Source organism: Paraburkholderia sp. WC7.3g (assembly GCF_050436345.1).
Taxonomy (GTDB): Bacteria; Pseudomonadota; Gammaproteobacteria; order Burkholderiales; family Burkholderiaceae; genus Paraburkholderia; species Paraburkholderia podalyriae.
The window spans coordinates 1,782,318-1,803,854 of the sequence record NZ_JBNDMA010000004.1 but is presented as its reverse complement, the minus strand read 5'-3'; the positions used below and the strand labels follow the sequence as shown (position 1 = coordinate 1,803,854).

16 protein-coding genes and 4 pseudogenes are annotated in these 21,537 nt (G+C 61.7%); 11 read left to right on the top strand and 9 right to left on the bottom strand.

Annotation, left to right across the window (positions count from 1 at the left end; genetic code table 11):
- Positions 1 to 236 precede the first annotated feature (236 nt).
- A complete protein-coding gene (locus tag OKW43_RS41930) occupies positions 237 to 407 on the top strand; it encodes a hypothetical protein (RefSeq protein ID WP_429454687.1) in 171 nt (56 codons plus the stop codon).
- Positions 383 to 1,075 (top strand): annotated as a pseudogene (locus tag OKW43_RS41925) (transposase); the annotation flags it as partial. The gene OKW43_RS41930 and the pseudogene OKW43_RS41925, both read left to right, overlap by 25 nt.
- A gap of 177 nt (positions 1,076 to 1,252) precedes the next feature.
- On the opposite strand, the gene OKW43_RS41920 reads toward OKW43_RS41925, so the two are convergent.
- Positions 1,253 to 2,338, bottom strand: coding sequence for a glycosyl hydrolase (locus OKW43_RS41920; RefSeq protein ID WP_429454686.1), 1,086 nt, complete (start codon positions 2,336 to 2,338; stop codon positions 1,253 to 1,255).
- A gap of 1,385 nt (positions 2,339 to 3,723) precedes the next feature.
- Positions 3,724 to 4,047 carry a hypothetical protein gene (locus tag OKW43_RS41915; protein WP_429454685.1) on the bottom strand — a complete coding sequence of 108 codons (324 nt, stop codon included), beginning with the start codon at positions 4,045 to 4,047 and terminating at the stop codon, positions 3,724 to 3,726.
- Between OKW43_RS41915 and OKW43_RS41910 the strand changes: the two genes are divergently transcribed.
- On the top strand, positions 4,037 to 4,384 hold the full coding sequence (locus OKW43_RS41910; protein ID WP_222945760.1) for a hypothetical protein: 348 nt from the start codon (positions 4,037 to 4,039) through the stop codon (positions 4,382 to 4,384). The genes OKW43_RS41915 and OKW43_RS41910 overlap by 11 nt on opposite strands.
- 296 nt (positions 4,385 to 4,680) lie before the next feature.
- The gene (locus OKW43_RS41905; protein ID WP_187637470.1) at positions 4,681 to 5,028 is read left to right on the top strand and encodes a DUF4148 domain-containing protein; all 348 of its coding nucleotides are present in this window, start codon (positions 4,681 to 4,683) and stop codon (positions 5,026 to 5,028) included.
- Between the two features lie 112 nt (positions 5,029 to 5,140).
- Here OKW43_RS41905 and OKW43_RS41900 read toward each other — a convergent pair.
- Both OKW43_RS41900 and OKW43_RS41895 read right to left on the bottom strand, forming a co-directional pair.
- Positions 5,141 to 5,452, bottom strand: a pseudogene (locus tag OKW43_RS41900) (substrate-binding domain-containing protein); the annotation flags it as partial.
- A 9-nt stretch (positions 5,453 to 5,461) separates the two neighbouring features.
- Complete coding sequence (locus tag OKW43_RS41895) at positions 5,462 to 6,181, bottom strand: TetR/AcrR family transcriptional regulator (protein ID WP_187637469.1); 720 nt, start codon at positions 6,179 to 6,181, stop codon at positions 5,462 to 5,464.
- A 344-nt stretch (positions 6,182 to 6,525) separates the two neighbouring features.
- On the opposite strand from OKW43_RS41895, the gene OKW43_RS41890 reads away from it, so the two are divergent.
- From OKW43_RS41890 to OKW43_RS41860, 7 genes are all read left to right on the top strand, one after another.
- On the top strand, positions 6,526 to 7,791 hold the full coding sequence (locus OKW43_RS41890) for a Zn-dependent hydrolase (protein ID WP_187637468.1): 1,266 nt from the start codon (positions 6,526 to 6,528) through the stop codon (positions 7,789 to 7,791).
- Between the two features lie 127 nt (positions 7,792 to 7,918).
- A complete protein-coding gene (locus OKW43_RS41885) occupies positions 7,919 to 9,304 on the top strand; it encodes an NAD(P)-dependent oxidoreductase (RefSeq protein ID WP_187637467.1) in 1,386 nt (461 codons plus the stop codon).
- 48 nt (positions 9,305 to 9,352) lie between these two features.
- On the top strand, positions 9,353 to 10,633 hold the full coding sequence (preA, locus tag OKW43_RS41880; RefSeq protein WP_187637466.1) for an NAD-dependent dihydropyrimidine dehydrogenase subunit PreA: 1,281 nt from the start codon (positions 9,353 to 9,355) through the stop codon (positions 10,631 to 10,633).
- A gap of 54 nt (positions 10,634 to 10,687) precedes the next feature.
- The gene (locus OKW43_RS41875) at positions 10,688 to 12,190 is read left to right on the top strand and encodes an NCS1 family nucleobase:cation symporter-1 (protein WP_187637465.1); all 1,503 of its coding nucleotides are present in this window, start codon (positions 10,688 to 10,690) and stop codon (positions 12,188 to 12,190) included.
- 42 nt (positions 12,191 to 12,232) lie between these two features.
- On the top strand, positions 12,233 to 13,690 hold the full coding sequence (gene hydA / locus OKW43_RS41870; RefSeq protein WP_187637464.1) for a dihydropyrimidinase: 1,458 nt from the start codon (positions 12,233 to 12,235) through the stop codon (positions 13,688 to 13,690).
- Positions 13,691 to 14,355: 665 nt separating this feature from the next.
- Complete coding sequence (locus tag OKW43_RS41865) at positions 14,356 to 16,083, top strand: methanol/ethanol family PQQ-dependent dehydrogenase (protein WP_429454684.1); 1,728 nt, start codon at positions 14,356 to 14,358, stop codon at positions 16,081 to 16,083.
- Between the two features lie 89 nt (positions 16,084 to 16,172).
- On the top strand, positions 16,173 to 17,405 hold the full coding sequence (locus tag OKW43_RS41860; protein WP_429454683.1) for a c-type cytochrome: 1,233 nt from the start codon (positions 16,173 to 16,175) through the stop codon (positions 17,403 to 17,405).
- A 90-nt stretch (positions 17,406 to 17,495) separates the two neighbouring features.
- On the opposite strand, the pseudogene OKW43_RS41855 reads toward OKW43_RS41860, so the two are convergent.
- From OKW43_RS41855 to OKW43_RS41835, 5 genes and pseudogenes are all read right to left on the bottom strand, one after another.
- Positions 17,496 to 18,337: pseudogene (locus OKW43_RS41855) on the bottom strand (radical SAM protein); the annotation flags it as partial.
- Position 18,338: 1 nt separating this feature from the next.
- On the bottom strand, positions 18,339 to 18,620 hold the full coding sequence (gene pqqD / locus OKW43_RS41850; RefSeq protein WP_187637461.1) for a pyrroloquinoline quinone biosynthesis peptide chaperone PqqD: 282 nt from the start codon (positions 18,618 to 18,620) through the stop codon (positions 18,339 to 18,341).
- A pseudogene (locus tag OKW43_RS41845) lies at positions 18,617 to 18,993 on the bottom strand (pyrroloquinoline-quinone synthase PqqC); the annotation flags it as partial. The gene pqqD and the pseudogene OKW43_RS41845, both read right to left, overlap by 4 nt.
- A 21-nt stretch (positions 18,994 to 19,014) precedes the next feature.
- A complete protein-coding gene (gene pqqA / locus OKW43_RS41840; protein ID WP_187637499.1) occupies positions 19,015 to 19,089 on the bottom strand; it encodes a pyrroloquinoline quinone precursor peptide PqqA in 75 nt (24 codons plus the stop codon).
- A 293-nt stretch (positions 19,090 to 19,382) separates the two neighbouring features.
- Positions 19,383 to 21,356, bottom strand: coding sequence for a sigma-54-dependent Fis family transcriptional regulator (locus OKW43_RS41835; RefSeq protein WP_429454682.1), 1,974 nt, complete (start codon positions 21,354 to 21,356; stop codon positions 19,383 to 19,385).
- Positions 21,357 to 21,537 lie beyond the last annotated feature (181 nt).

Genomic DNA, 21,537 nt, shown 5'->3' with positions numbered 1-21,537 from the left:
TTTAACGGTGGTTCGGCGCAATGTCCGGCGAATGGATATTGTCTTAACAAATGTGAAAAATCAAGCATGTTTTTTCTGATTTTTTACACAAGCAAATTGAGTAAAAAATACTGCCTCATGCTTAATGGATTATTCTTCCAGTGATCGCCGATAAGCACCATTAGCGTGAAAATTCACGGCATCAGAAAAGCAAGGTCGGCCGCAGCGTACGCATCGACTCCGTTCAAGAGGCGCGAATGTCTGGAAACCAACCCCTGGGCTTCTCATACCTTCTGCGCGAGCAGATCAATCTGAAGCACCGGCTGGTGCGTCTGGCCGATCTGATCAACTGGGATCGGCTGAGTGTGTCGATGAGCGAAAGATTCGTGTCGCGCAAGGGTCGAAGGCAGCGGCACGGCATGGCCTGAAGCTGCGGCAGAACTACAACCGAGAGGCGCCGCGTCTGGGGCTGCAGATTGGCCGCTACGCTCACGCGAAGCAGTACAAACGCATGAGGAAAGCGTTGCGCACGCTACGCTCGCGCGTTGGGCGGGTGATGCGTGACGTGGAGCGACGGTCGCCCAGGTGGCAGAGTCAGGCCGTGCTGCATTAACGGAGTTGATTGGACGCACGAAGCGCATCCTGGCGCAGAAGCCGAAAGACAGGAACAAGCTTTACGCGCTGCATGCGCCGGAAGTCGAGTGCCTGGCCAAGGGCAAAGCCCGCACACCCTACGAATTCGGCGTGAAGGTTGTCGATCACGACGACCCACAAGGAAGGACTGGTCGTTCGCATGCGCTCGATGCCGGGCAATCCGTATGACGGTCATACGCTGGCTGAAGCGCTGGAACAGGGCGCGATCCTGAGTGACGCGAAGCCCGAGGTGGCAATCGTGGATCGTGGTTACAAGGGTGTCACTGTCGACGGCGTGAAGATCTTCCACCCGGGCTTGCGCCGGGGTATCACACGCGGACTACGCGCAATGAACAAACGACGCGGCGCAATCGAGCCGGCCATCGGTCACATGAAGACAGAGGGAAAACTTGATCGCAACTGGCTCAAAGGCGCGCTCGGCGCCTGTTCAACTGCTGCATTGCCGCTGACGTGCCGGCGTGACGCCGGCGGCACGTGAAGCGAATTGTTCAGGGGCGACCAAATAGTCGCCCGTATTACCTCGTCCAAACCACCAAGCAACGAACCGACGTCAACAAGGCAAAGAGAACAGACCGCCATAGCCGGCGCTCCGTTCATTCATGGGTTACAGCAGGCAGGCTTACTTGATCGCAGTCAGATAAGAGCCCGACAGGAAGCGTTGCGAACGCGGAATGCTCGCCGTGTAGGCCTGAATCGCGGCTGCCAGCTGCGGACGAATCAGGTTACGGTTGTAGTCGTAAATCGAATAGCCGTCGCCTTCGCCATTGCTCGGATCGCCGTTACGCACGACATACCAGAACGCCTTTGCCACCGAACCGTTGTTCATCAGGACCTTCAACTGGTTGAATGCGGCCGTTTGTCCAGCGTCCGTACCGCTGGTGCCATTGTTGGTCTCGGTCAGCCAGATCGGCTTTGCGCCACTGCTGGAGAGGTTGGACACCGTGGTCATGAATGCCTGCACCAGCATGTCGTAGTCGGCGCTGCTGAAGTACGGGTGAACGTCGACGACGTCGATCGTGGTGTTCAACGGGCTGGAAGCACTCTTCGTGTTGTTACCCATTGCCTTGATGTAGTCGGTCGCCTGGATCAGCTCGTTTCCTGCGGGCGGTTTCCAGCCGTTATTCGGGTACGCCGAGTTGTAGAAGTACGAAATGCCCTGAGTGTGCAGAACCGTTTTGTAGCCCGACTGGCTTTTCGTGTTCAGGATCTGCTTGGTTTCCGAATAGAGCGTCTTGCTGCGATTCAGAATGTATCCGGAGATACCGTTCGGATCGCCGTAAGACGGGTCCGAAGCGGAGAACGACCAGTTGGTCTCATTGAACAGTTCGATGTCAGCCGTAAAGGGCAGAACGACGTCCATGAGCGAGCCGAGATACTTCGTGAACGTCGCGTCGCAGAAGTCGAGCCGCGGTGACGATGCGCTCGGCGGATTCCGGGTGGCCGAGCATTGGTATGCGCTAGACGGCGCGTACATGCCCACCTGGAAAAGAATCTTCATGCCGCGCGTGCGTGCGGCGTTCAGAAGCGACTTCAGGAAAGCCACTTTGTTGGGGTCCAGTGTGCTGCCGTCGGCCAGCGTCATGAAGTCCCACGAAGCGCCGAGGCGAACCGTACCGACGCCCAATCCGGCAATCAGATCCAGGTCCTTTGAGCATTCGCTGAGCGCCGTCTGATTCGCACTCCAGAGATTGCAGTTCACGTCCATTGCAAAACGGTCGTTTCCGCTTCCGGTGGGCGGCGGCTGCAGCGCTGCTAGTTGCTGGGCCGAACTTGTCTGGGAGAACGCTGACATCGATTGCCCGCACAACAGGGCTAAAACGGCGAATAAGGAGAAGAGTCTTAGTTTCATGGCTTAGCTATAAGTTGCTACTGACTGGGGATGGTCCGAGAACGTTGAAGTTACGTGTGCCGATGAACATCAGTTGCTGAAGCGATGGCATTCGTAACGCAGATATGTCAAACGTGATATCAACTGTCGTTGACATCACATTGCGATTGCTCTTGCACTGCATATGCAGGCGTCGTATGCATCGTCGCGAAACCGATTCAGTCGCCTTGTCCCGCCCGTTGCACCACGGCGCGGCTATAAGGCTGACCGTTCGCTTGAACCGGCGGCGAACCATTGTCGGTAGGCACGACGCCGTTGCTATACGCATCCGTAGCCGCGTTCGCGACTGCGTCGACTGAGGGGGAGTTGGCGGTCACGGACGACGTGCTGCCATCATCGGTTGTTTCACCGCCACAACCTGCAAGCATTAGCACTCCTGCGCTAACTGCAAGCGCTGTGGCAGTCTTTGCAACCTGAGGGAACTGACGAAATGACGTTTCGAGTCTTGGAGGGAGTCTGCTGAAAAAGGACATCTGTCTGTGAAAGCCGATGGAACCTGGCCGCTAAAAAACGAACAAGTTTCGCGTGATAAGGACGTCGCCACGAAATAACTACGCAACAACACGAAGTAGAACGAATTAATGGTCCGGTCTTGTCAAGAGCGCCTGTTGCCGGGCCGGGCACTAATCGCGTTTAATCCTCATATTTAACGCGATGTACCAGAAATCCGCTTTCATCATTTAAATCGGGAGATTCGCTAATTAGTCGCAAATTGCGAAGTTTCGCCGATCAGAAACAAAATCCACCAAAGGTTTTCCCTGAGTGATCTGAGGAATACGAATGATACAGAGCTGAAACAAATCTTGCGACATTGGGCGTAACTAAGCGTAACGATGAGATTTGTGATAAGGGAGCCTACCGGTAATGTGTCGCGACTCCCTTCCTAGCCTTGCCCAGAGGCCTTCCGAGGCTGTAGTTCTGAATTCACAAAACAGCAAAATAACCGTTACAAAGTTGTTACGTGGCGCGTTTAGACAGGTCGAGCGCTTATTTCCTGCCAATGTATCGTTCTTGGCGGATGGCTGAGGACGTAATTAAATGCTTTAGTATGGTTTTAAAGAGAAAGGCCGTGCTGTCTAGGCATTTATTTGCGCCGCACCGGGCGCATCAAATAAATCGCGGAATGCGAATTTTGCCACGTTTCGCTTTTGCGCTTTGGAACAAAGGAGACGGCCGGGAGCTAGAGGCGCGGAACCTGCATATCATCGCCAGCGAAACACGGAACGCGTGCATTTCGCGGAACCGATGCGCCGGAGGCCGTCGCAACCAAGATTTTCGACTACACCATCACGAGTCTCGACTGGGCGCGCAAGAAGCTCGATTTCGAGGCGATCGGGCGGGCCATCGATCTGCTTGCAGCCGCCTCGCGAATTGAGTTTTTCGGCTTTGGCGCATCGGGCATCGTCGCGCTCGACGCCCAGCAGAAGTTTCCGCTCTTCGGCGTGCCGTGCATCGCGCATCAGGATTCGCATCAGCAGTTCATCTCCGCTTCGATGCTCAAGCCCCGGTGACGCCGTGGTCGCCATTTCGAATACGGGCGCGACCCGGTCGCTGATCGAGGTGGTGCGCACCGCGAAGGAGCGGGCCGCGTGCGTGGTCCTCATCACGGGCACGCACGGGCCGCTCCGTTACTGCGACGTGGCGGTCGTGACCGAAACGCTCGAGAACACGGACGTCTATACGCCCATCACATCGCGGCTCGCGGCGCTCGTGATCGTCGACATTCTCTCGACGAGTGTCGCGCTAAGGAAGGGCGAGTCTCACGTGCGCGATGTGCAGGGACATGAAGCGCCACCTGGCCGATATGTGCACGTCAGGCGTGATCTAAGCGCGGGGTTCGCCTGCGCGTTCAGGCTGTCCTAAGCCGACCGTTGGCGCCGGCGAGCTTGCTGTCGCTGAGCGGGCGCCAACGGGTTCTCTGGTGTCAGTCAAATCCCTCGCGATCGAAGGTGTGTGGTCTCCCGATTCGAAGCCATTCTCAACCGTCAATCTGGCGCACTCGCTAGCAATACGCCACCTGCGGCCCCGTTCGACCGCCTTAACGAAACACTCGACCCCGCGGCGCTTGAATTCAATAGTCCAAGTACTTACCCCTGAAATACCAGGGTCGCTGCCGCAGGAAATGCGCAGCGCTTTCTCAACGTTAGAGGGATACGAAAATGAAACTGACGACCAAGACCATCATCGTCGCCGCAACCGTCATGATTCCGGCACTCGCGTCCGCCGAAACGAATGGGCCGCTCGCGCGCGCGCAGGTTCGCGCACAACTCGTCGAGCTCGAACAGGCTGGCTACAATCCCGGCGCTGATTGCCCGGCCAATTGTCCGGAGAGTCTCCAGCACGCGGAGGCCGTTGTCGCGCAACAACAGGCCAACGCAAACGCAGCTTACGGTCCGGCTTTCAGCGGCACCGTGCAAGCCGGCAAACGAGTCGGTCACAGTTGGATCGGCCCGCGAAGAAGCCGTACCGGCCGATCCCTGTGCCGGCACGGGGCAACCGTCCTTTAACCAACCAGTCAAGCACCAGGCAAAATTTCTCAATAGACCGGTGGCCACGCGATAGTAAGAATCCCGCTGCATTATAAGAAAAACCAGCGAGACAACTCAATCCACCACCGGTGGCGAGATCGTCGAAGCCTGTGACGGAAAGTTGCCCGGGAATGGCGATACCCAACTCTTCCGCTTCCCGCAGAACGCCAAGCGCAATATGATCGTTGCCGCAGATGATCGCTGTCGGACGCGGCCCCGGCTGTTGCCAGAGCGAGCGCAACGCGCGCCGGCCAAAATCGAGCGTGGATTCACCTTCGACGAGATGCTCCGGCCGCACCGCGAGGCCATGACGCTCGAGCGCGATGCGGATGCCCGCGAGCCGCGCCTGCACACGGTCGTTGTCGCGCGTCGGTTGGATGCAGACTGCGAACGGGGAAACTCCCTAAACGATTCATCGGACCGGCGATCGCGCTCCGCTCGCCCGCAGGATCATGCTCACCACTTCTTCCGTCGTAGCCTCGAAGCGCTTCGTCGAGAGCGCGCGTTTGCCCGAGAGTGCGCATATTTGAGCCTCGAAATCCGCGTAGTGCTGCGTGGTCGCCCAGATCATGAAGAGGAGCGTCCGAGGGTCGACGGGCGCGAGCAACCCTTTGGCTATCCATCGCTCGATCAGCTTCACGCGTGTGTCCATCCACGGCTTCACGCGTTCGAGCAGGATCTCTTGCATGTGCAGCGCCCCGCTGATTATTTCGTTGGCCCACACCTTCGAGCCAAGTGGGCGGCGCCGTGACAGGGCCATCTTGGCGCGCACGTAGCCGCCAATCGCCTCGACCGGATCGTCGCTTGCATCGAACAGGTTGGCGGCGGCGTTCCATTCCTCGAACACATCGTCGAGTACGCGCCAGTACAGCGCCAGCTTGGTCGGGAAATAGTAGTGCAGATTCGCCTTCGGTAAGCCCGCGCGCTCTGCGATCAGCGCCGTGCTCGCGCCTTCGAATCCGCGTTCGGCGAACACGGCTTCGGCACAGGCGAGTAGATGGGATTCATTCGACGCACGAATGGAGGCTTTGCGCCGATGTGGCTTGTGCGATGTGTCGGCGGCTCGTTGCGCCTGCGCGGTGCCGCGCGTCGCGAGGGGCGCGGCTCGCGTGGTGGGTTCGTCGTCGCGCATGTTCGGTCCATTCGGAAGAGAAAAGGAGCGCGGCGGCCGCGCGCATGCCGGAACCATTGTAGCCACGATGCAAGTGCGCCGCGAATTCACCGACATCCGGACAAACGCGCAGCACGGACGCCTTGTTTTTTTCACGCACTGCAGCATCAATGGCACGCTTCTCGCTGGTAACTCCGCATTGAATTCGCGAGGTTTCTCGTCTAAAACCTGTCCAATCGGACAGGATTCGAAGGGCTGGGTTTCAGGGGCCGCGCAGTGCCATCGAGACGTGCACCGTCGTGATTCTTCGCGCCCCACACGGTGGCATGCATGCACGTTTGACAAGCACGGACAGGAGAACACGCATGAACGCAGTAAGCGAAGCCGCGCTGACGACCGCGATCCACGTGAACGGTCAGCGATTGTGGGACAGCCTGATGGAGATGGCCAGGATTGGCGCCACGCCCAAAGGCGGCGTGTGCCGTCTTGCGCTGACCGACCTCGACAAGCAGGGCCGCGATCTCATCGTGCAATGGGCGAAAGAGGCGCGCTGCACGATCACGGTCGATCAGATGGGCAACGTGTTCATGCGCCGCGCGGGGCGCAACAACGACCTGCCGCCCGTGATGACCGGCTCGCACGCCGACTCGCAGCCAACGGGTGGGCGCTTCGACGGTATCTATGGGGTGCTAGGCGGCCTCGAAGTGATTCGCTCGCTCAATGATTACGGCATCGAAACCGAGCGCCCTGTTGAAACGGTGATCTGGACCAACGAAGAAGGCTCGCGCTTCGCGCCGGCGATGGTCGCCTCGGGCGTATTTGCGGGTGTGTTTGCGCTCGAGTACGGGCTGTCTCGCAAGGACGTCGACGGCAAGACCATCGGCGAGGAATTGCAGCGCATCGGCTACGCGGGCGCGTTGCCGTGCGGCGGCCGCAAGATTCACGCGGCGTTCGAACTGCACATCGAACAGGGGCCAATACTCGAGGCCGAAAACAGGACGATCGGCGTGGTCACCGACGCGCAAGGTCAGCGCTGGTACGAAGTCGTGCTCACGGGTCAGGAGGCGCACGCGGGGCCTACGCCCATGCCGCGCCGCCGCGATGCGCTGCTGGGCGCCTCGCGCGTCGTGCAGCTCGTCAACGAAATCGGCCTGCGTCATGCGCCGCTCGCGTGCGCGACGGTCGGCATGATGCAGGTGCATCCGAACTCGCGCAACGTGATTCCGGGCCGCGTGTTCTTCACCATCGATTTTCGCCATCCGCAGGACGAGGTGCTGGCGCAGATGAACGCCGAGCTGCGCGAAGGCATCGAGAAGATCGCGGAACAGGGCAAGCTCGAAGCCGACGTCGAGCAGATTTTCTACTACGCGCCCGTGCCGTTCGACGAGGCGTGCGTGAAGTCCGTGCGCGCGGCGGCCGAGCGCTTCGGCTATTCGAATCGCGACATCGTTTCGGGCGCAGGTCACGACGCGTGCTATCTCGCGACGGTCGCGCCGACCTCGATGGTGTTCGTACCGTGCATCGACGGCATCAGCCACAACGAAGTCGAGGACGCGACGATCGAATGGATCGAAGCCGGCGCGAACGTGTTGCTGCACGCCATGCTCGAACGCGCGAGCGAGCCCGGCTGACGCAATTTCGATCGAACGCAAGCGGTCTCAGCGCCGCGCCGTCTTTCCAACGATTCCCCACGTACCGGCCGCGCACGTCACGCACACGGCCGGCGGACCCGTGTTTTGCCTCGCAAGGAGCATCCGGATGTCCCAGACCACCTCGAATGCCGCCAACGGCATCGCGCCAGGCCGTCTCAGTGCCGAGCAACTCGGCTGCAATTTCGCCGACGTCGCGCCGCCGCTTTCCGCGAATGCGGCCGTGATCGCCGCCGACCGCTGTCATTACTGTTACGACGCGCCTTGCGTGAACGCGTGCCCCACGGGCATCGACATTCCCGGTTTCATCCGCAAGATCGGCAACGGCAATCTCAAGGGCGCGGCGCGCGATATCCTCAGCGCGAACCCGCTGGGCGGCATGTGCGCACGCGTGTGCCCGACCGAGATTCTCTGCGAAGGCGCCTGCGTGAGAAATCATCAGGATGGCGAGCCCGTTAAGATCGGCGCGCTGCAACGTCATGCCACCGACTTCCAGATGGCGCGCGAAGCCGCCGGTGCCCCCGCGCTGTTCACGCGGGCCAGCGAAACAGGCCGTCGTGTTGCCGTGGCCGGAGCGGGTCCCGCGGGTCTCGCTTGCGCGCACACGCTCGCGCTTGCCGGGCATCGCGTGTGCGTATTCGACGCGCGCGAACAGCCGGGCGGCCTGAACGAGTACGGCATAGCCGCGTACAAGACTGTCGACGGCTACGCGCAGCGCGAAGTGCAGTGGCTTCTTTCCGTTGGCGGGATAGAACTGCGCCAAGGCCAGCGACTGGGGCATGACGTGATGCTAGCGGAGCTACGCGCGGCGTATGACGCAGTGTTCATCGGCGTTGGCCTCGGCGGCACACGTTCGCTGTCCATCGAAGGCGAACTGCTCGACGGCGTGCTCGATGCGGTGGATTTCATCGCGCGCGTGCGCGAAGCCGACGATCTTTCCAACCTGCCCGTGGGCCGCAACGTGGTGGTGCTCGGAGGCGGCAATACGGCAATCGACGCAGCCGTGCAAAGCCGCAAGTTGGGCGCGCAGCAGGTGACGCTCGCCTACCGTCGCGGCGCGGCACAGATGAGCGCCACCTGGGCCGAAAAAGAATTCGCGCGCAGCCAGGGTGTGGTGTTTGCCGAGTGGATGAAGCCGCTGCGAATCGTCGGCGACACGCAGTTGCGGGCCGTGGAGTTCGAGCGCACCGAGCTCGATATGAGCGGCGCATTGCGCGGCACTAGGGAGATCGTGCGCGTGGAGGCCGATATGGTGCTGAAGGCAATTGGCCAAACGCTGTTGCCCGAAGGCCTCGACGGGTTGCTACTCACCGAGGAAGGCGGGCGTGTCGCGGTGGATGCGAACGGCGCCACGTCCCTTGCGGGCGTTTTCGCAGGCGGCGACTGTGCCGGCCACGGCGCCACCGATCTGACCGTCCAGGCCGTGCAGGACGGCAAGCTCGCCGCGCACGCTATCGACCGCTTTCTTGCGAATCAGTCTGCCAGGGCCGCCTGAGCCGCTCGATAGCCACACCGAATCCAGATAAAACCAGGGAGTCGCATCATGGCCGACTTGCGCTGCACGATTGCCGGCGTTCAATCGCCTAATCCGTTCTGGCTCGCTTCCGCGCCGCCCACCGACAAGGCCTACAACGTCAACCGTGCCTTCGAGGCGGGTTGGGGCGGCGTGGTCTGGAAAACGCTCGGGCTCGACCCGCACGTGGTGAACGTAAGCTCGCGCTATGGCGCCACCACCTGGCGCGGCCAGCGCATGGCGGGTCTGAACAACATCGAGCTCATCACCGACCGGCCGCTCGACGTGAACCTGAAGGAAATCGCACAGGTGAAGCGGGACTGGCCCGACCGGGCGCTCGTCGTCTCGCTGATGGTCCCTTGCAACGAGCATGACTGGAAGTGGATTCTGCCTCAGGTGGCAGACACTGGCGCGGACGCCGTGGAACTGAACTTCGGCTGTCCGCACGGCATGAGCGAGCGCGGCATGGGCGCAGCGGTGGGTCAGGTGCCCGAGTACATCGAAATGGTCACCCGCTGGGTGAAAGAAGGCACGCGGCTGCCTTGCCTCGTGAAGCTCACACCGAACGTCACCGACATTCGTCACGGCGCACGCGCGGCGATGAAGGGTGGTGCGGACGGCGTCTCGCTGATCAACACCATCAATTCGATCGTCGGTGTCGATCTCGACGTGATGGCGCCGCTGCCCACCGTGGACGGCAAGGGCACGCATGGCGGCTATTGCGGTCCTGCCGCGAAGCCCATTGCGCTGCACATGGTCGCGGAGATCGCGCGCGACCCGCAAACGCACGGCCTGCCCATCTCTGGCATCGGGGGCATTTCCGACTGGCGCGACGCCGCGGAATTCATCGTGCTGGGAGCGGGCAGCGTGCAGGTATGCACCGCGGCGATGCACTACGGTTTCCGGATCGTCAGCGACATGATCGACGGCCTTTCCAACTGGATGGACGACAAAGGGTACGCGAGCCTCGACGCGATTCGCGGCCGCGCCGTGCCGAACGTCACCGACTGGCAATACCTGAACCTCAACTACGACATCAAGGCGCGTATCGATCAGGACCGCTGCATCCAGTGCGGGCTCTGCCATGTCGCCTGTGAAGACACCTCGCATCAGGCGATCACCGCCACGCGCGACGGCAAGCGCCACTTCGAGGTGGTCGATGCGAACTGCGTCGGGTGCAATCTGTGCATGCATGTCTGCCCGGTCGATCAATGCATCACGATGGAGCGAGTCGATTCGGGCGAGCGCTACGAGAACTGGACCACGCACCCGAACAACCCGGCGCGAGTCGCCGACCCGAAAGCCGCCTGACACTTTGAAGCTCGGATCGATCCAGACCCACGACAAGCACGGAGAACCCACGACATGAGCCAGCCCTTTGCAGTCGACGCAAATGCGCGCCGCGCGGAAAGCGAGCTATACAACGATGATCTCGCGCCCACTGGCGCTGCGCAGCGCACATGGCGCTGGTACCACTTCGCGGCACTATGGGTAGGCATGGTGATGAACATCGCCTCCTATATGCTCGCCGCCGGCCTCACCGAACAGGGCATGGCGCCATGGCAAGCCGTGCTCACCGTGCTGCTCGGCAATCTGATCGTGCTCATGCCGATGCTGCTGATCGGTCATGCAGGTACGAAGTACGGCATTCCTTATGCGGTGCTCGTGCGAGCGTCGTTCGGCACCCAGGGCGCGAAGCTGCCAGCCATGCTGCGCGCCGTCGTGGCGTGCGGCTGGTACGGCATTCAATCATGGCTTGGCGGCAGCGCCATCTATACGCTCATCAACATCCTCACGCACAACGCGCTGGTGGGCGACGCACTGCCGTGGCTCGGCATTTCGATCGGACAGGCTAGCTGCTTCCTGGTCTTCTGGGTATTCCAGCTGTACTTCATCCTGCACGGCACCGATTCGATCCGCTGGCTCGAAAGCTGGTCCGCGCCCATCAAGGTCGTGATGTGCGCAGTGCTCGTGTGGTGGGCATGTTCGAAGGCAGGCGGCGTGGGCTCGATGCTGTCGCAACCGTCACAGTTCGCTGCCGGCGGCAAGAAGGCGGGCCTCTTCTGGGCGACGTTCTGGCCGAGCCTCACGGCCATGGTGGGTTTCTGGGCCACGCTCGCGCTCAACATTCCCGACTTCACGCGTTTCGCAAAAACGCAAAAGGACCAGTTCGTGGGCCAGGCCATCGGCCTGCCCATTCCGATGGCGTTGCTCTCGGTGGTGTCCGTGGTCGTGACCTCGGCAACGGTTGTGATTTACGGAAGGGCGATCTGGGACCCGATCGACCTCACGAGTCGCATGGAGGGCGTCGGTGTGGGCATCGCGCTCATCATCCTCACACTGGACACGATGTGCTGCAATCTCGCCGCGAATCTCGTCGGGCCAGCTTATGACTTCTCGAGCCTCTGGCCCAAGGGTATCTCGTACAAGACGGGCGGTCTCATCACCGCGGGTATCGCCATCGTGATGATGCCGTGGAAGATCCTTGCCACCACGCAGGGCTACATCTTCACGTGGCTCGTCGGTTATTCGGCGCTGCTTGGGCCTGTGGCCGGCATCCTGATGGTCGACTACTTTCTGGTTCGCGGCACACGCCTCGACACGGCCCAGCTGTTCGAGGAAAACGGCGAATACGCCTACTCGAACGGCTGGAATCCGGCTGCCGTGATCGCGCTGATCGCAGGTGTGCTGCCGAACCTGCCGGGCTTTCTCAATGTCGCGTTCCCGAATGCGTTTGCCACCGTGCCCGATGCGTTCAAAAGCATTTACACCTATGCCTGGTTCGTGGGGCTCGCCATTGCGGCGCTCGTCTATGGCGTGATGATGAAGCTCGGTAAGAGCCGGCGCCCGCATGTTGCGAGCGCGTGAGCGTTTCAAGCGTGAATGTTCAACTGAAGGAGACTTGGCATCATGGCGATCCTGATTCGAGGCGGCACCGTCGTCAATGCAGACAAGAGCTGGCGTGCGGACGTGCTCTGCGAAAACGGCGTGATCCAGAGCGTTGGCGAGAACCTCGACGCGCCTGCGGGCGCGACCGTGGTCGATGCCGGTGGCCAATATGTGATGCCTGGCGGCATCGATCCGCACACGCATATGGAACTGCCCTTCATGGGCACGACCGCCAGCGACGACTTTTACACGGGCACGGCGGCGGGGCTTGCGGGCGGCACGACATCGATCATCGACTTCGTCATCCCTAACCCGAAGCAACCGCTGATGGACGCCTTTCGCGAGTGGCGCGGCTGGGCCGAAAAAGCCGCTTCCGACTATGGCTTTCACGTGGCGGTGACGTGGTGGGATGAAAGCGTGTATCGGGACATGGGGCTCCTCGTGAACGAGCATGGCGTATCGAGCTTCAAGCACTTCATGGCCTACAAGAACGCCATCATGGCCGACGACGAGATTCTCGTGAACAGCTTTGCGCGCTCACTCGAACTGGGCGCGCTGCCTACCGTGCATGCTGAAAACGGCGAGCTCGTATTCCAGTTGCAACGCCAGTTGCTTGCGCGCGGTTTCACGGGGCCCGAGGCGCATCCGCTTTCACGGCCACCCGAAGTCGAAGGCGAGGCAGCGAATCGCGCCATCCGCATCGCGCAGGTGCTCGGAGTGCCGGTGTACATCGTGCATGTCTCGGCGAAAGACGCACTCGAGGCAATCACGCGCGCGCGCAGCGAAGGGCAGCGCGTATTCGGTGAAGTGCTGGCGGGGCATCTCGTGATCGATGAGTCGGTCTATCGCGACCCGGACTGGACCCGCGCCGCCGCCCACGTGATGAGTCCGCCGTTCCGTACCCAGGAGCATCGCGACGCGCTCTGGCGCGGGCTTCAAGGCGGCCTGCTGCACACCACCGCAACCGACCACTGCGTGTTCTGCGCTTCGCAGAAAGCCATGGGCCGCCATGATTTCACGAGAATTCCGAATGGTTGCGGCGGCGTGGAAGATCGCATGGCGGTGTTGTGGGATCAAGGTGTAAACACCGGCCGGCTCACGCCGAACGAATTTGTGCGCGTCACCTCCACCAATGCGGCGCAAATCTTCAACCTGTACCCGCGCAAGGGCACGGTGGCCGTGGGTGCCGACGCCGATCTCGTCGTCTGGGATCCCGAGGCCACGCGCACGATATCAGTCAAGACGCATCATCAGAACGTGGACTTCAACGTGTTCGAAGGGATGACGGTTCGCGGCGTGCCAACACACACCGTCTCACAAGGCGAACTCGTGTGGGCGGGCGGCGACCTGCGCGCGCGGCGCGGCGCCGGGCGTTATCTGAAGCGGCCCGCGAATCCCGGCTATCTGCAGGCGTCGCGCCTCGCGAAGAGCCTGAAGCAGACGCAGCCGGTGCATCGCGAAGGTGACGCACCACAATAAACACGGCAACGCGTGGAGGCACTGCAGCGGATATCGGGGGCTCGACGCGACAGGATTCGCGTTGCGCCCCGGTAGTTCGAGTGCAAACCGGTCGGCGTTTTTTATCTGTGTCGGAGCTCGCCATTGCGCGATCAGATACAAGAAAAGCGCGAGCGATCCATGCGCTATCCGGTCGCTGTTCCAGTCAGCGATTCGCAGACCTGCCAGAGGCGTCTTGCATCGGTTCCGTTTCTTGCCTGACTGGCGACGTTCGCTGGTCCCACGACTCGACCACGTGTTTCGAACAATCCGAGCGGACCATAGTAGCCATTGGACTACGGTTGCGCCGCGCCGGGCGTCAGCAACGCTGAGCCGGGTCCATGGCACGCAGCGCAGGCGCCGCAACGAGTCGATGAACTCGTGCGCGGTTTGCGGCCCGTGCGTGGCAAGTGTCTCTTTTAGCAACACATCCGCGTTCGACTGCGCCAGCGTGCAACAACGGTGCTCACGTGACGCAGACCGCTTATCCGCACCGCCGCTCCGGTCCTTCCGGGTCTGCTGCGGCTCGCGGCGATCCGGCGGCCAATGGCATGCGATTTGCCTTGAATGGTCAGCAGCCAGACTGCGTTCACCAGACGATGGCGCCGCCGCACGGCCTCGCGTCGATAACTCAACAGGAGACAAGGATGAAAGCACGTTCAAGTTCGGTGACGCGGCCAAAAGCGCTTGCGATGAGCGTTGCCGCGGCCGTCGGTTTGATACTCGGGTCGGCTGCTGTAGCCGACGATTATCCGCCCGTCACATACGAGCGCCTGACGGCGGCGCAAAGCGATCCTGGCTGGCTCACGTACTACCGCACCTATAACGGTCAGGCACATTCGCCGCTCAAGCAGATCGACGCGGCCAATGTCAGGAACCTCAAACAGGTATGGAGCTACAAGTTTCCAGCGGACCTGCAGCAGGGTTTCGAAGCCACGCCGATCGTCAATGGCCGCTACCTGTTCGTGACCACGCCGAAGGACAATGTGTATGCGTTCGATGCGGCGAGCGGCAAGCAACTGTGGAAGTTCGAACCCAAGCTTGACGCCGAATCGTTCAAGACGGCATGTTGCGACGTGATCAATCGCGGTGTGGCCTTGTATGGCAAGCACGTCTACGTCGCAATGCTGAGCGGCGACGTCGTCGCGCTCGATGCGCAAACAGGCGCGCTGGCGTGGCGCAAGCAGATGTTCGAGCCCGGACTGGGTTATGCGTTTTCACTTGCGCCGCTCGCGCTCGACGGCGCGTTGGTGGTGGGCAGTGCGGGCGGGGAATACGGCGCACGCGGCTTTATCGCGGCGTTGAACCCAGACAACGGCAACGTGCTGTGGAAGCGGTTCACCGTGCCGGCGGCCGGCGAGAAGGGCGGCGAGACATGGCCGAACGGCATGCAGGAGCATGGCGGTGCGCCAGCCTGGCTGACGGGCACCTATGACGCCGCATCGAAAACGCTCTACTGGGGTGTCGGCAACCCCGGACCGTGGCTCGCCGATCTGCGGCCGGGCGACAACCTCTACTCGGACTCGCTGCTCGCGCTCGATCCGAAAACCGGCAATCTCAAGTGGCACTATCAGTACACGAAACACGACACATGGGACTACGACGGCGTCAACACGCCGGTGCTTGCCACGATCAAGTATCAGGACAAGGAATACGACGCCATCATCCATGCCGACCGCAACGGCTTCTTTCACGCGATCGACCGCGGTACGGGCAAGCTGATCTATGCGAAGCCCTTCGTCACAGCAAGCTCGGTAACGGGCTATACGGCGGACGGCTCGCCGATCCAGGATGCGTCGAAATACCCGAAGGCAGGCACGACCATCGAAACCTGTCCAAGCTTCCTCGGCGGCAAGAACTGGTGGTCGGTTTCGTACGACCCGGACAAGCATCTCGCGATCGTCCCCGCGTTGCATGCGTGCATGTCGCTGTCCGGCAAGTCGGTGAACTATATGGAGGGGCTGCCTTACCTCGGTGAAGGATTCGAGATCAAGCCGGAACCCGGCAGCAAGGGCTATGGCGAACTGCAGGCAATCGACGTCGACACCGGCAAGAAAGTCTGGAGTCACTGGAGCAAGCTGCCGTGGAACGGCGGCGTCGCGACGACCGCGGGTGGCCTCGCCTTTAGCGGCTCCCTCGACGGCCACCTGTATGCGTTCGATGAGGCGACCGGCAAGGTGTTGTGGCAGAGCCCGAAACTCGCCAGCGGGATCGTGGCTCAACCGTCGGTGTTCGAAGTCGACGGCAAGGAGTATGTCGCCATTCTCGCCGGCTACGGCGGCGCGAACCCCATCTGGGGCGGCCCGATGGCGAAGGCTGCGGACAAAGTTCCTCGCGGCGGCACGCTGTACGTGTTCGCACTCAACCACGGCTGATGTTCACGCGGTTGCCACGCCGGCCTGCTCAACGCGCATTCGCGTAAGAAGACGGATTGTGGCGGCCCCGCCTTTCCGGAAGCAAGACCATGAAGACTCGACTCAATTCGATTGCTCTCGCCAGTGTGTTGCTGGCCACTGGCGCGATCACGCCTGGCTTCGCTAGCGCTGGCGTGCGCGTCTGTACGTTTCCCGGCAGTCCGTCGACCGTGCTCGACGAGGCGGTGACGCGCGAGGCGTTTCGCACGGCGGGTATCGCGCTGTCGCTCGCACCGGGCGGTTTCGACGGTAGTGACGACGATGGCGTGTCGCTCAAAGAACTCAACAAGGCGCTCGCTCGCAAATGCGACGTCATCGCCGGCTTTCCGCGCTCGACGGTTGCCGATGGCTCGGGCAGCAAGCTAACTTTCTCGCGTGGCTACCTGCACTCTGGCTACGTGAGCGTGACTCTGCGCGAGCCGTCGGCACACCCCGGCAGTGCGGAAATCGTCGCGGCAACTTATGCGAGCCCCGCGCAGTTGATCGCCGTGCAGCAGCCCAACGTGAAGCTCGACCTGGAGAATACGGCGGAACTCACGGTGGATGCCGTCGCAAGCGGGCATGCGCAACGCGCGATCGTCTGGTATCCGGCAGTCGTGGCTTATACGTTCACGCATCCGGAGCAGCACTTCCAGATCGCGGACGCCGCCTCGGCGTATGCGGACTGGCATCTGGTGTTCGCGTTCGGGAAGAGCGGCGCGACGTTGCAGCCGCGTATCGACGCCGCATTGGCGAAGATGGCGTCCGACGGCAGACTGGCAGCGTTGACGCGCCGCTGGGCTTTGCCCGAGCCATCTCAGGCGGCTCGGCCGACCGGAGCCACGTTTGCCTATCGCGACGGCCCAGGCCGATCTGATTCAGCGTGGCAAATGACGCTGGCCGGCAGCCGGCAGCCACGGCAAGGCGGCTTCATCAAGGTCGATGCGAGCGCGCCAGCCGATGCTCCTGGCTTCGACCGCGCGCAGGTGGCGCACGGCAAGACCCTGTATTCGAGTTCGTGCGCGAAATGCCATGGTCCCGAACTGCAAGGGCTGAATGCGCCCGCCTTGCGCGGTCCGGCCTTCGCGCCGGCGGCCAACGCGAAACTCACCATCGGCGGCGTGTACGGATACATGGCGAACAATATGCCGGCGGACCGTCCCGGCAAGATGAAGCCGCAGGATTATGCGGACATCATGGCGTTCCTGTTGTATTCGAACGGCTACAGCGCCGGTGCGACCAAGCTGACCGACGACAACGCGAAAGCGTCCTCGACGCCATTGACCGCGCGGATGCCGAAGTAGTCAAAAAATAGCTAGCGACATAACAAGCGGCCCGGTGATCCCTCTTCGTTCATGAGGATCGCCGGGCGGGCGTTAGGGCGCTGGTAAGACACCGCGCTGGTAAGTCTTTGCACACACAGGGTCAGCGGCTGCGTCGTCTCCGGTCAGCAGATATGCCTGGCAGCGGCATCCTCCATGATCGGTCTCGCGCTCGTCGCAGGTCTTGCAGGGCCCGCCTCGAAGTAATCGGGGACCACGAACAGAATGCGGCAGCGATCGCCGACACGTTCGCGGTATCGGTTGACCGTCGCCTCGGCTTCCTGCAACTGTTCGCTGGTCGGCATCAACTGGTCGCGGTTGAGCATGGCCCAGCCGTAGTACTGCGTGTTCGCGAGTTCGAGGTAGTCGGCGCCGATCTCGAGCGCCATCTCGATGATCTGCCCGACGTGCGGCAGGTTATAACGATGCAGGACGCAATTGAGCACCATTGGATAACCGAGCGCCTTGATCAGGCGCGCCACGCGCTGTTTCAGTTCGAAGGTCTTCGTGCTGGATACGAAATCGTTCAGCTCGCGCGTCGAATCCTGAAACGAGAGCTGGATATGATCCAGGCCCGCCTCTTTCAGGCGGGCAATGCGCGTCTCATTGAGCCCGACACCCGAGGTGATCAGGTTCGTATAGAAGCCAAGGCCACGGGCATGCGCGACCAGCGTTTCGAGGTCGTCGCGCACCAGCGGTTCGCCGCCAGAGAAGCCGATTTGCGCGGCGCCCATGCTGCGCGCCTGCGTGATCACGTCGCGCCAGGTCTGAGTGTCGAGCTCCGCGCCATGGCTGGCGAAGTCGACCGGGTTGTGGCAGAACGCGCAGTGCAGCGGGCAGCGATACGTGAGTTCCGCCAGCAGCCACAACGGCGGGGAAGCGCGAGCGCGAGGGGCGCCGGTCACAGTGTCCATGTCAATCCAGCCAGCCGCGTTGCCGCGCATGGTCGATAAAACGATAAACGTCGGCGGCGAGATTCGACGCACTGAACAGATCTTCCAGTTCGTCGATGATGTCGTCGAGTTCGCGGGTTCCGTCGCAGCGCTTGAGAATTTCTCCCGCACTCGGATTGAGCTTGACCATTCCTTCTGGATACAACAAGACGTAGGCATCTTGCGCCACTTCCCATTGCAGGCGGAACAGGGAGCGCAAACGCGGCCGCAGGCTGGCGTAGTGGTCGGTGTTCGGGGCGTTCATAAGGGGTACGCCTTTTCGATGTCGATGGCATCGAGCGTCGACCACAGAATGTCGAGCTTGAAGCGCAGTATGTCGAGTGCGCGCTGTTGCGCGTCCGGTGTCCTGAAGTGGTTAAGCGTGACGTCGAGCCCGTGCTCGACATCGCGCTGGGCAAGCGGAATGCGGCTGCGAAAGTATTGCAGCCCTTGCGCGTCGATCCAGGGATATCTATCCGGCCAGCCAGCCGGTCTCGAAGAATCTGCGGCGCGAACATCTCCGTGAGCGAGGAGCAGACTGCCTCCTGCCATGGCGCCCGCCGCGCGAAGTTTACGTACGCGTCGACTGCGAAGCGCACGCCCGGCAGTACGTGTTCGAGCGACCACAGTTCCGCACGGGGTGCGGCTTCATCGTTGTTTCACCGATTGGCGATGTACATCGTGATTTCAAAGCCGAAACGCAGATTGGTATAGGCGGGGGTGGTCCATTGCATGGCTGTCTCCTTGGATACGACATGTGATTGAGGAACCGCATCGAGGAAGCGGTCACAGCATTCAAATGCAAGCTCCATGCCGATCGTGTCGTGCAGCGCTTGGGGCTCTGTCGAAGCGCGACGGGAGCGTTGTCTCCCGGCACGAGGCGACGTTGGACCGTCGTTGCACGTGAGCGCGCGTTTTACAGTGCGGTTACTGATCACCCGAGTGGCGCGAGCGTCCGCATGCTGTTCAATTGGAGAACACCGCTGTTGCAAAATGGAGCACTGCGGCACAGGCACGACACAGGCAGTCAGGCTGCGTCTTCAGAATTGTCGAGACCGCGCGCGGGCAGCTTGCGGTAGATCGTATTGCGCGAAATGCCGAGCGCGCGAGCGGCTGCCGACACGTTGCCACCATGCTGTGCAACGGCGTTGGCGATGACGCTGGTGGCGACGTCCTCGAGCCGCCCGCTGGGAAGCGGCACGGCTTCAATGATCCGGGCGGACGTTGTGGCGGTGCTGCGCAAGTCGTCGAAGAAGTCGTCGGGTAAATGCTCGCATCGGATCTGGCCGTCCGCATCGACCATGGCGGCGGCGGTGCGCAGAAGGTTGCCGAGCTGGCGAAAATTGCCGGGCCATGCGTATTGCTCAAACAGTCTCATCACGTCGTCCGCAACGCTGAGTCGTTGGCCGTCAGCGCTTTCAGACGACGCGCATTGCAGCATCTTTTGAATCACGGCGGACAAATCGGTGCGCTCGCGCAACGGCGGCAATTTCACCACCAGTCCGTTGAGGCGGTAGTACAGGTCCTCGCGAAAGCGGTTCTGCGCGATCATTCCACGCAGATCGCGATGGGTTGCGCAAATGATCGCGACATCTACCGAAATCGACTTCGAGGAGCCGAGCGGGTTAACCAGACGCTCCTGCAGCACGCGCAGCAGCCGCACCTGCAGCGGATAGGGCATGTCGCCGATTTCGTCCAGAAAGAGCGTGCCGCCATTGGCCTGCAGCAATTTACCGGCGGCGCCCTTGCGCCGCGCGCCGGTGAAGGCGCCTTCTTCATAGCCGAACAGCTCGGATTCGATCAGCGTTTCCGGTATCGATGCGCAGTTGACCGCAACGAACGCACCTGCGCGGCGCGGCGAGTCGTTGTGGATCGCCTGGGCGAGCAGCTCTTTGCCGGTGCCGGTTTCGCCCGTGATCAGAATCGGGATGTCCCTGCCGATCACCTTACGGACTTTGACGATCACTGCCGCGATCTGTGGATCGCCGGTATCAAGGTAGCTCAGTCTCGACAGCGAACTGGCGGCGGGTGAGGGTAGCTCGCCGCGGTGCGCCGGTCCTGGCTCGGGACGCACCTCCGGCGGCCGTCCGTCGTCAGCGAGCGTGGCGCGCCGGAACGCTACATGTGCGCACACCACCGCGCCGTTGCTCAGATTCAGCGACAGATGCCGGTCGCGGTTCGTGCGTAGGCGGTCGATCAGTTGCGCGCTGGTCAGGCCGAACAGGGATGACAGGGTATGGGCCCGCAAGCCGGTGAGCGGCAGGCCCAACTGGAACTGCGCACTGCGATTGGCTGACAGGAAGCGGCCATCGCAGGTGAACGCGACAATGCCTTCCATCAAGGTGCCGAGAAACTCGGGGCGGCCGTGAAAGACAATTTGCAAGGTCTCGCGGAAGGTATTGGCAAACAGATGATTCTCGATCATCTGGACGGACATCCTGGCAAGCGCCATGGTGTGCTGATGGTAGCTGCGATGGTCTCCGGTAACGTCGAGCACGCCGATCGGATCGCCGTACGGATCGAGAATCGGCACGCTGGAGCAGGTGAGAAAGCGGTTGGCTGCGAGATAGTGCTGCGGGCCATGCACGACGGTCGGGCAGCGCTCGGCGAGCGCCGTGCCGATCGCATTGGTACCTTGCCGCGCTTCAGCCCAGTTGGCGCCCGGACGCAGCGCGACTCTCTCGGCTCGCCGCAGAAAGTCATCGTCGCCGATCGAATGAAGAACCAAACCGTCGGCGTCGGTCAGCACGATCATGCTGTGCGTGTTGACGATCTGCTCGTGCAACGTTTCCATCACCGGCGTGGCATGCGCGCACAGGACGCGGCTTTGTTCCAGCTTCAGCGCAAGTTCGGCGGCCGGCAGCACGTCATAGTCCGGGCGCATCGAAGCACTCAAGCCAAAGATTTCCGAGCGTTCGTGGGATTTCTGAATCGACGGGGTGAGCCAGCCATCCTCACGAGGCGCCATTGGCCTTATAGCGTGATAGGCGTCATCGTGCATTGTCTCCTCCTGGTCGGGCCCCGGTCGTTTCGCCGGGATCGTGCTGGTACGGCAGCAAGCAGATTCCGCGCCAGGCTGTCGCGTCGACGAGAACGAGATGCCGGTAGCCGTTCAGCTGTTTGCCTTCCAGGATTTCTCAGACGCAAGACTGGCACAGCATGGCCACGCGCCTCGCGTAGTC

What these genes read in the sequence shown, in the direction of transcription:
- OKW43_RS41930 (WP_429454687.1), top strand. Translation starts at nt 237, where the DNA reads ATGTCTGGAAACCAACCCCTGGGCTTCTCATACCTTCTGCGCGAGCAG.
- OKW43_RS41920 (WP_429454686.1), bottom strand. Translation starts at nt 2,338, where the DNA reads ATGGACGTGAACTGCAATCTCTGGAGTGCGAATCAGACGGCGCTCAGC.
- OKW43_RS41915 (WP_429454685.1), bottom strand. Translation starts at nt 4,047, where the DNA reads ATGGCGACCACGGCGTCACCGGGGCTTGAGCATCGAAGCGGAGATGAA.
- OKW43_RS41905 (WP_187637470.1), top strand. Translation starts at nt 4,681, where the DNA reads ATGAAACTGACGACCAAGACCATCATCGTCGCCGCAACCGTCATGATT.
- OKW43_RS41895 (WP_187637469.1), bottom strand. Translation starts at nt 6,181, where the DNA reads ATGCGCGACGACGAACCCACCACGCGAGCCGCGCCCCTCGCGACGCGC.
- OKW43_RS41890 (WP_187637468.1), top strand. Translation starts at nt 6,526, where the DNA reads ATGAACGCAGTAAGCGAAGCCGCGCTGACGACCGCGATCCACGTGAAC.
- OKW43_RS41885 (WP_187637467.1), top strand. Translation starts at nt 7,919, where the DNA reads ATGTCCCAGACCACCTCGAATGCCGCCAACGGCATCGCGCCAGGCCGT.
- preA (WP_187637466.1), top strand. Translation starts at nt 9,353, where the DNA reads ATGGCCGACTTGCGCTGCACGATTGCCGGCGTTCAATCGCCTAATCCG.
- OKW43_RS41875 (WP_187637465.1), top strand. Translation starts at nt 10,688, where the DNA reads ATGAGCCAGCCCTTTGCAGTCGACGCAAATGCGCGCCGCGCGGAAAGC.
- hydA (WP_187637464.1), top strand. Translation starts at nt 12,233, where the DNA reads ATGGCGATCCTGATTCGAGGCGGCACCGTCGTCAATGCAGACAAGAGC.
- OKW43_RS41865 (WP_429454684.1), top strand. Translation starts at nt 14,356, where the DNA reads ATGAAAGCACGTTCAAGTTCGGTGACGCGGCCAAAAGCGCTTGCGATG.
- OKW43_RS41860 (WP_429454683.1), top strand. Translation starts at nt 16,173, where the DNA reads ATGAAGACTCGACTCAATTCGATTGCTCTCGCCAGTGTGTTGCTGGCC.
- pqqD (WP_187637461.1), bottom strand. Translation starts at nt 18,620, where the DNA reads ATGAACGCCCCGAACACCGACCACTACGCCAGCCTGCGGCCGCGTTTG.
- OKW43_RS41835 (WP_429454682.1), bottom strand. Translation starts at nt 21,356, where the DNA reads ATGCACGATGACGCCTATCACGCTATAAGGCCAATGGCGCCTCGTGAG.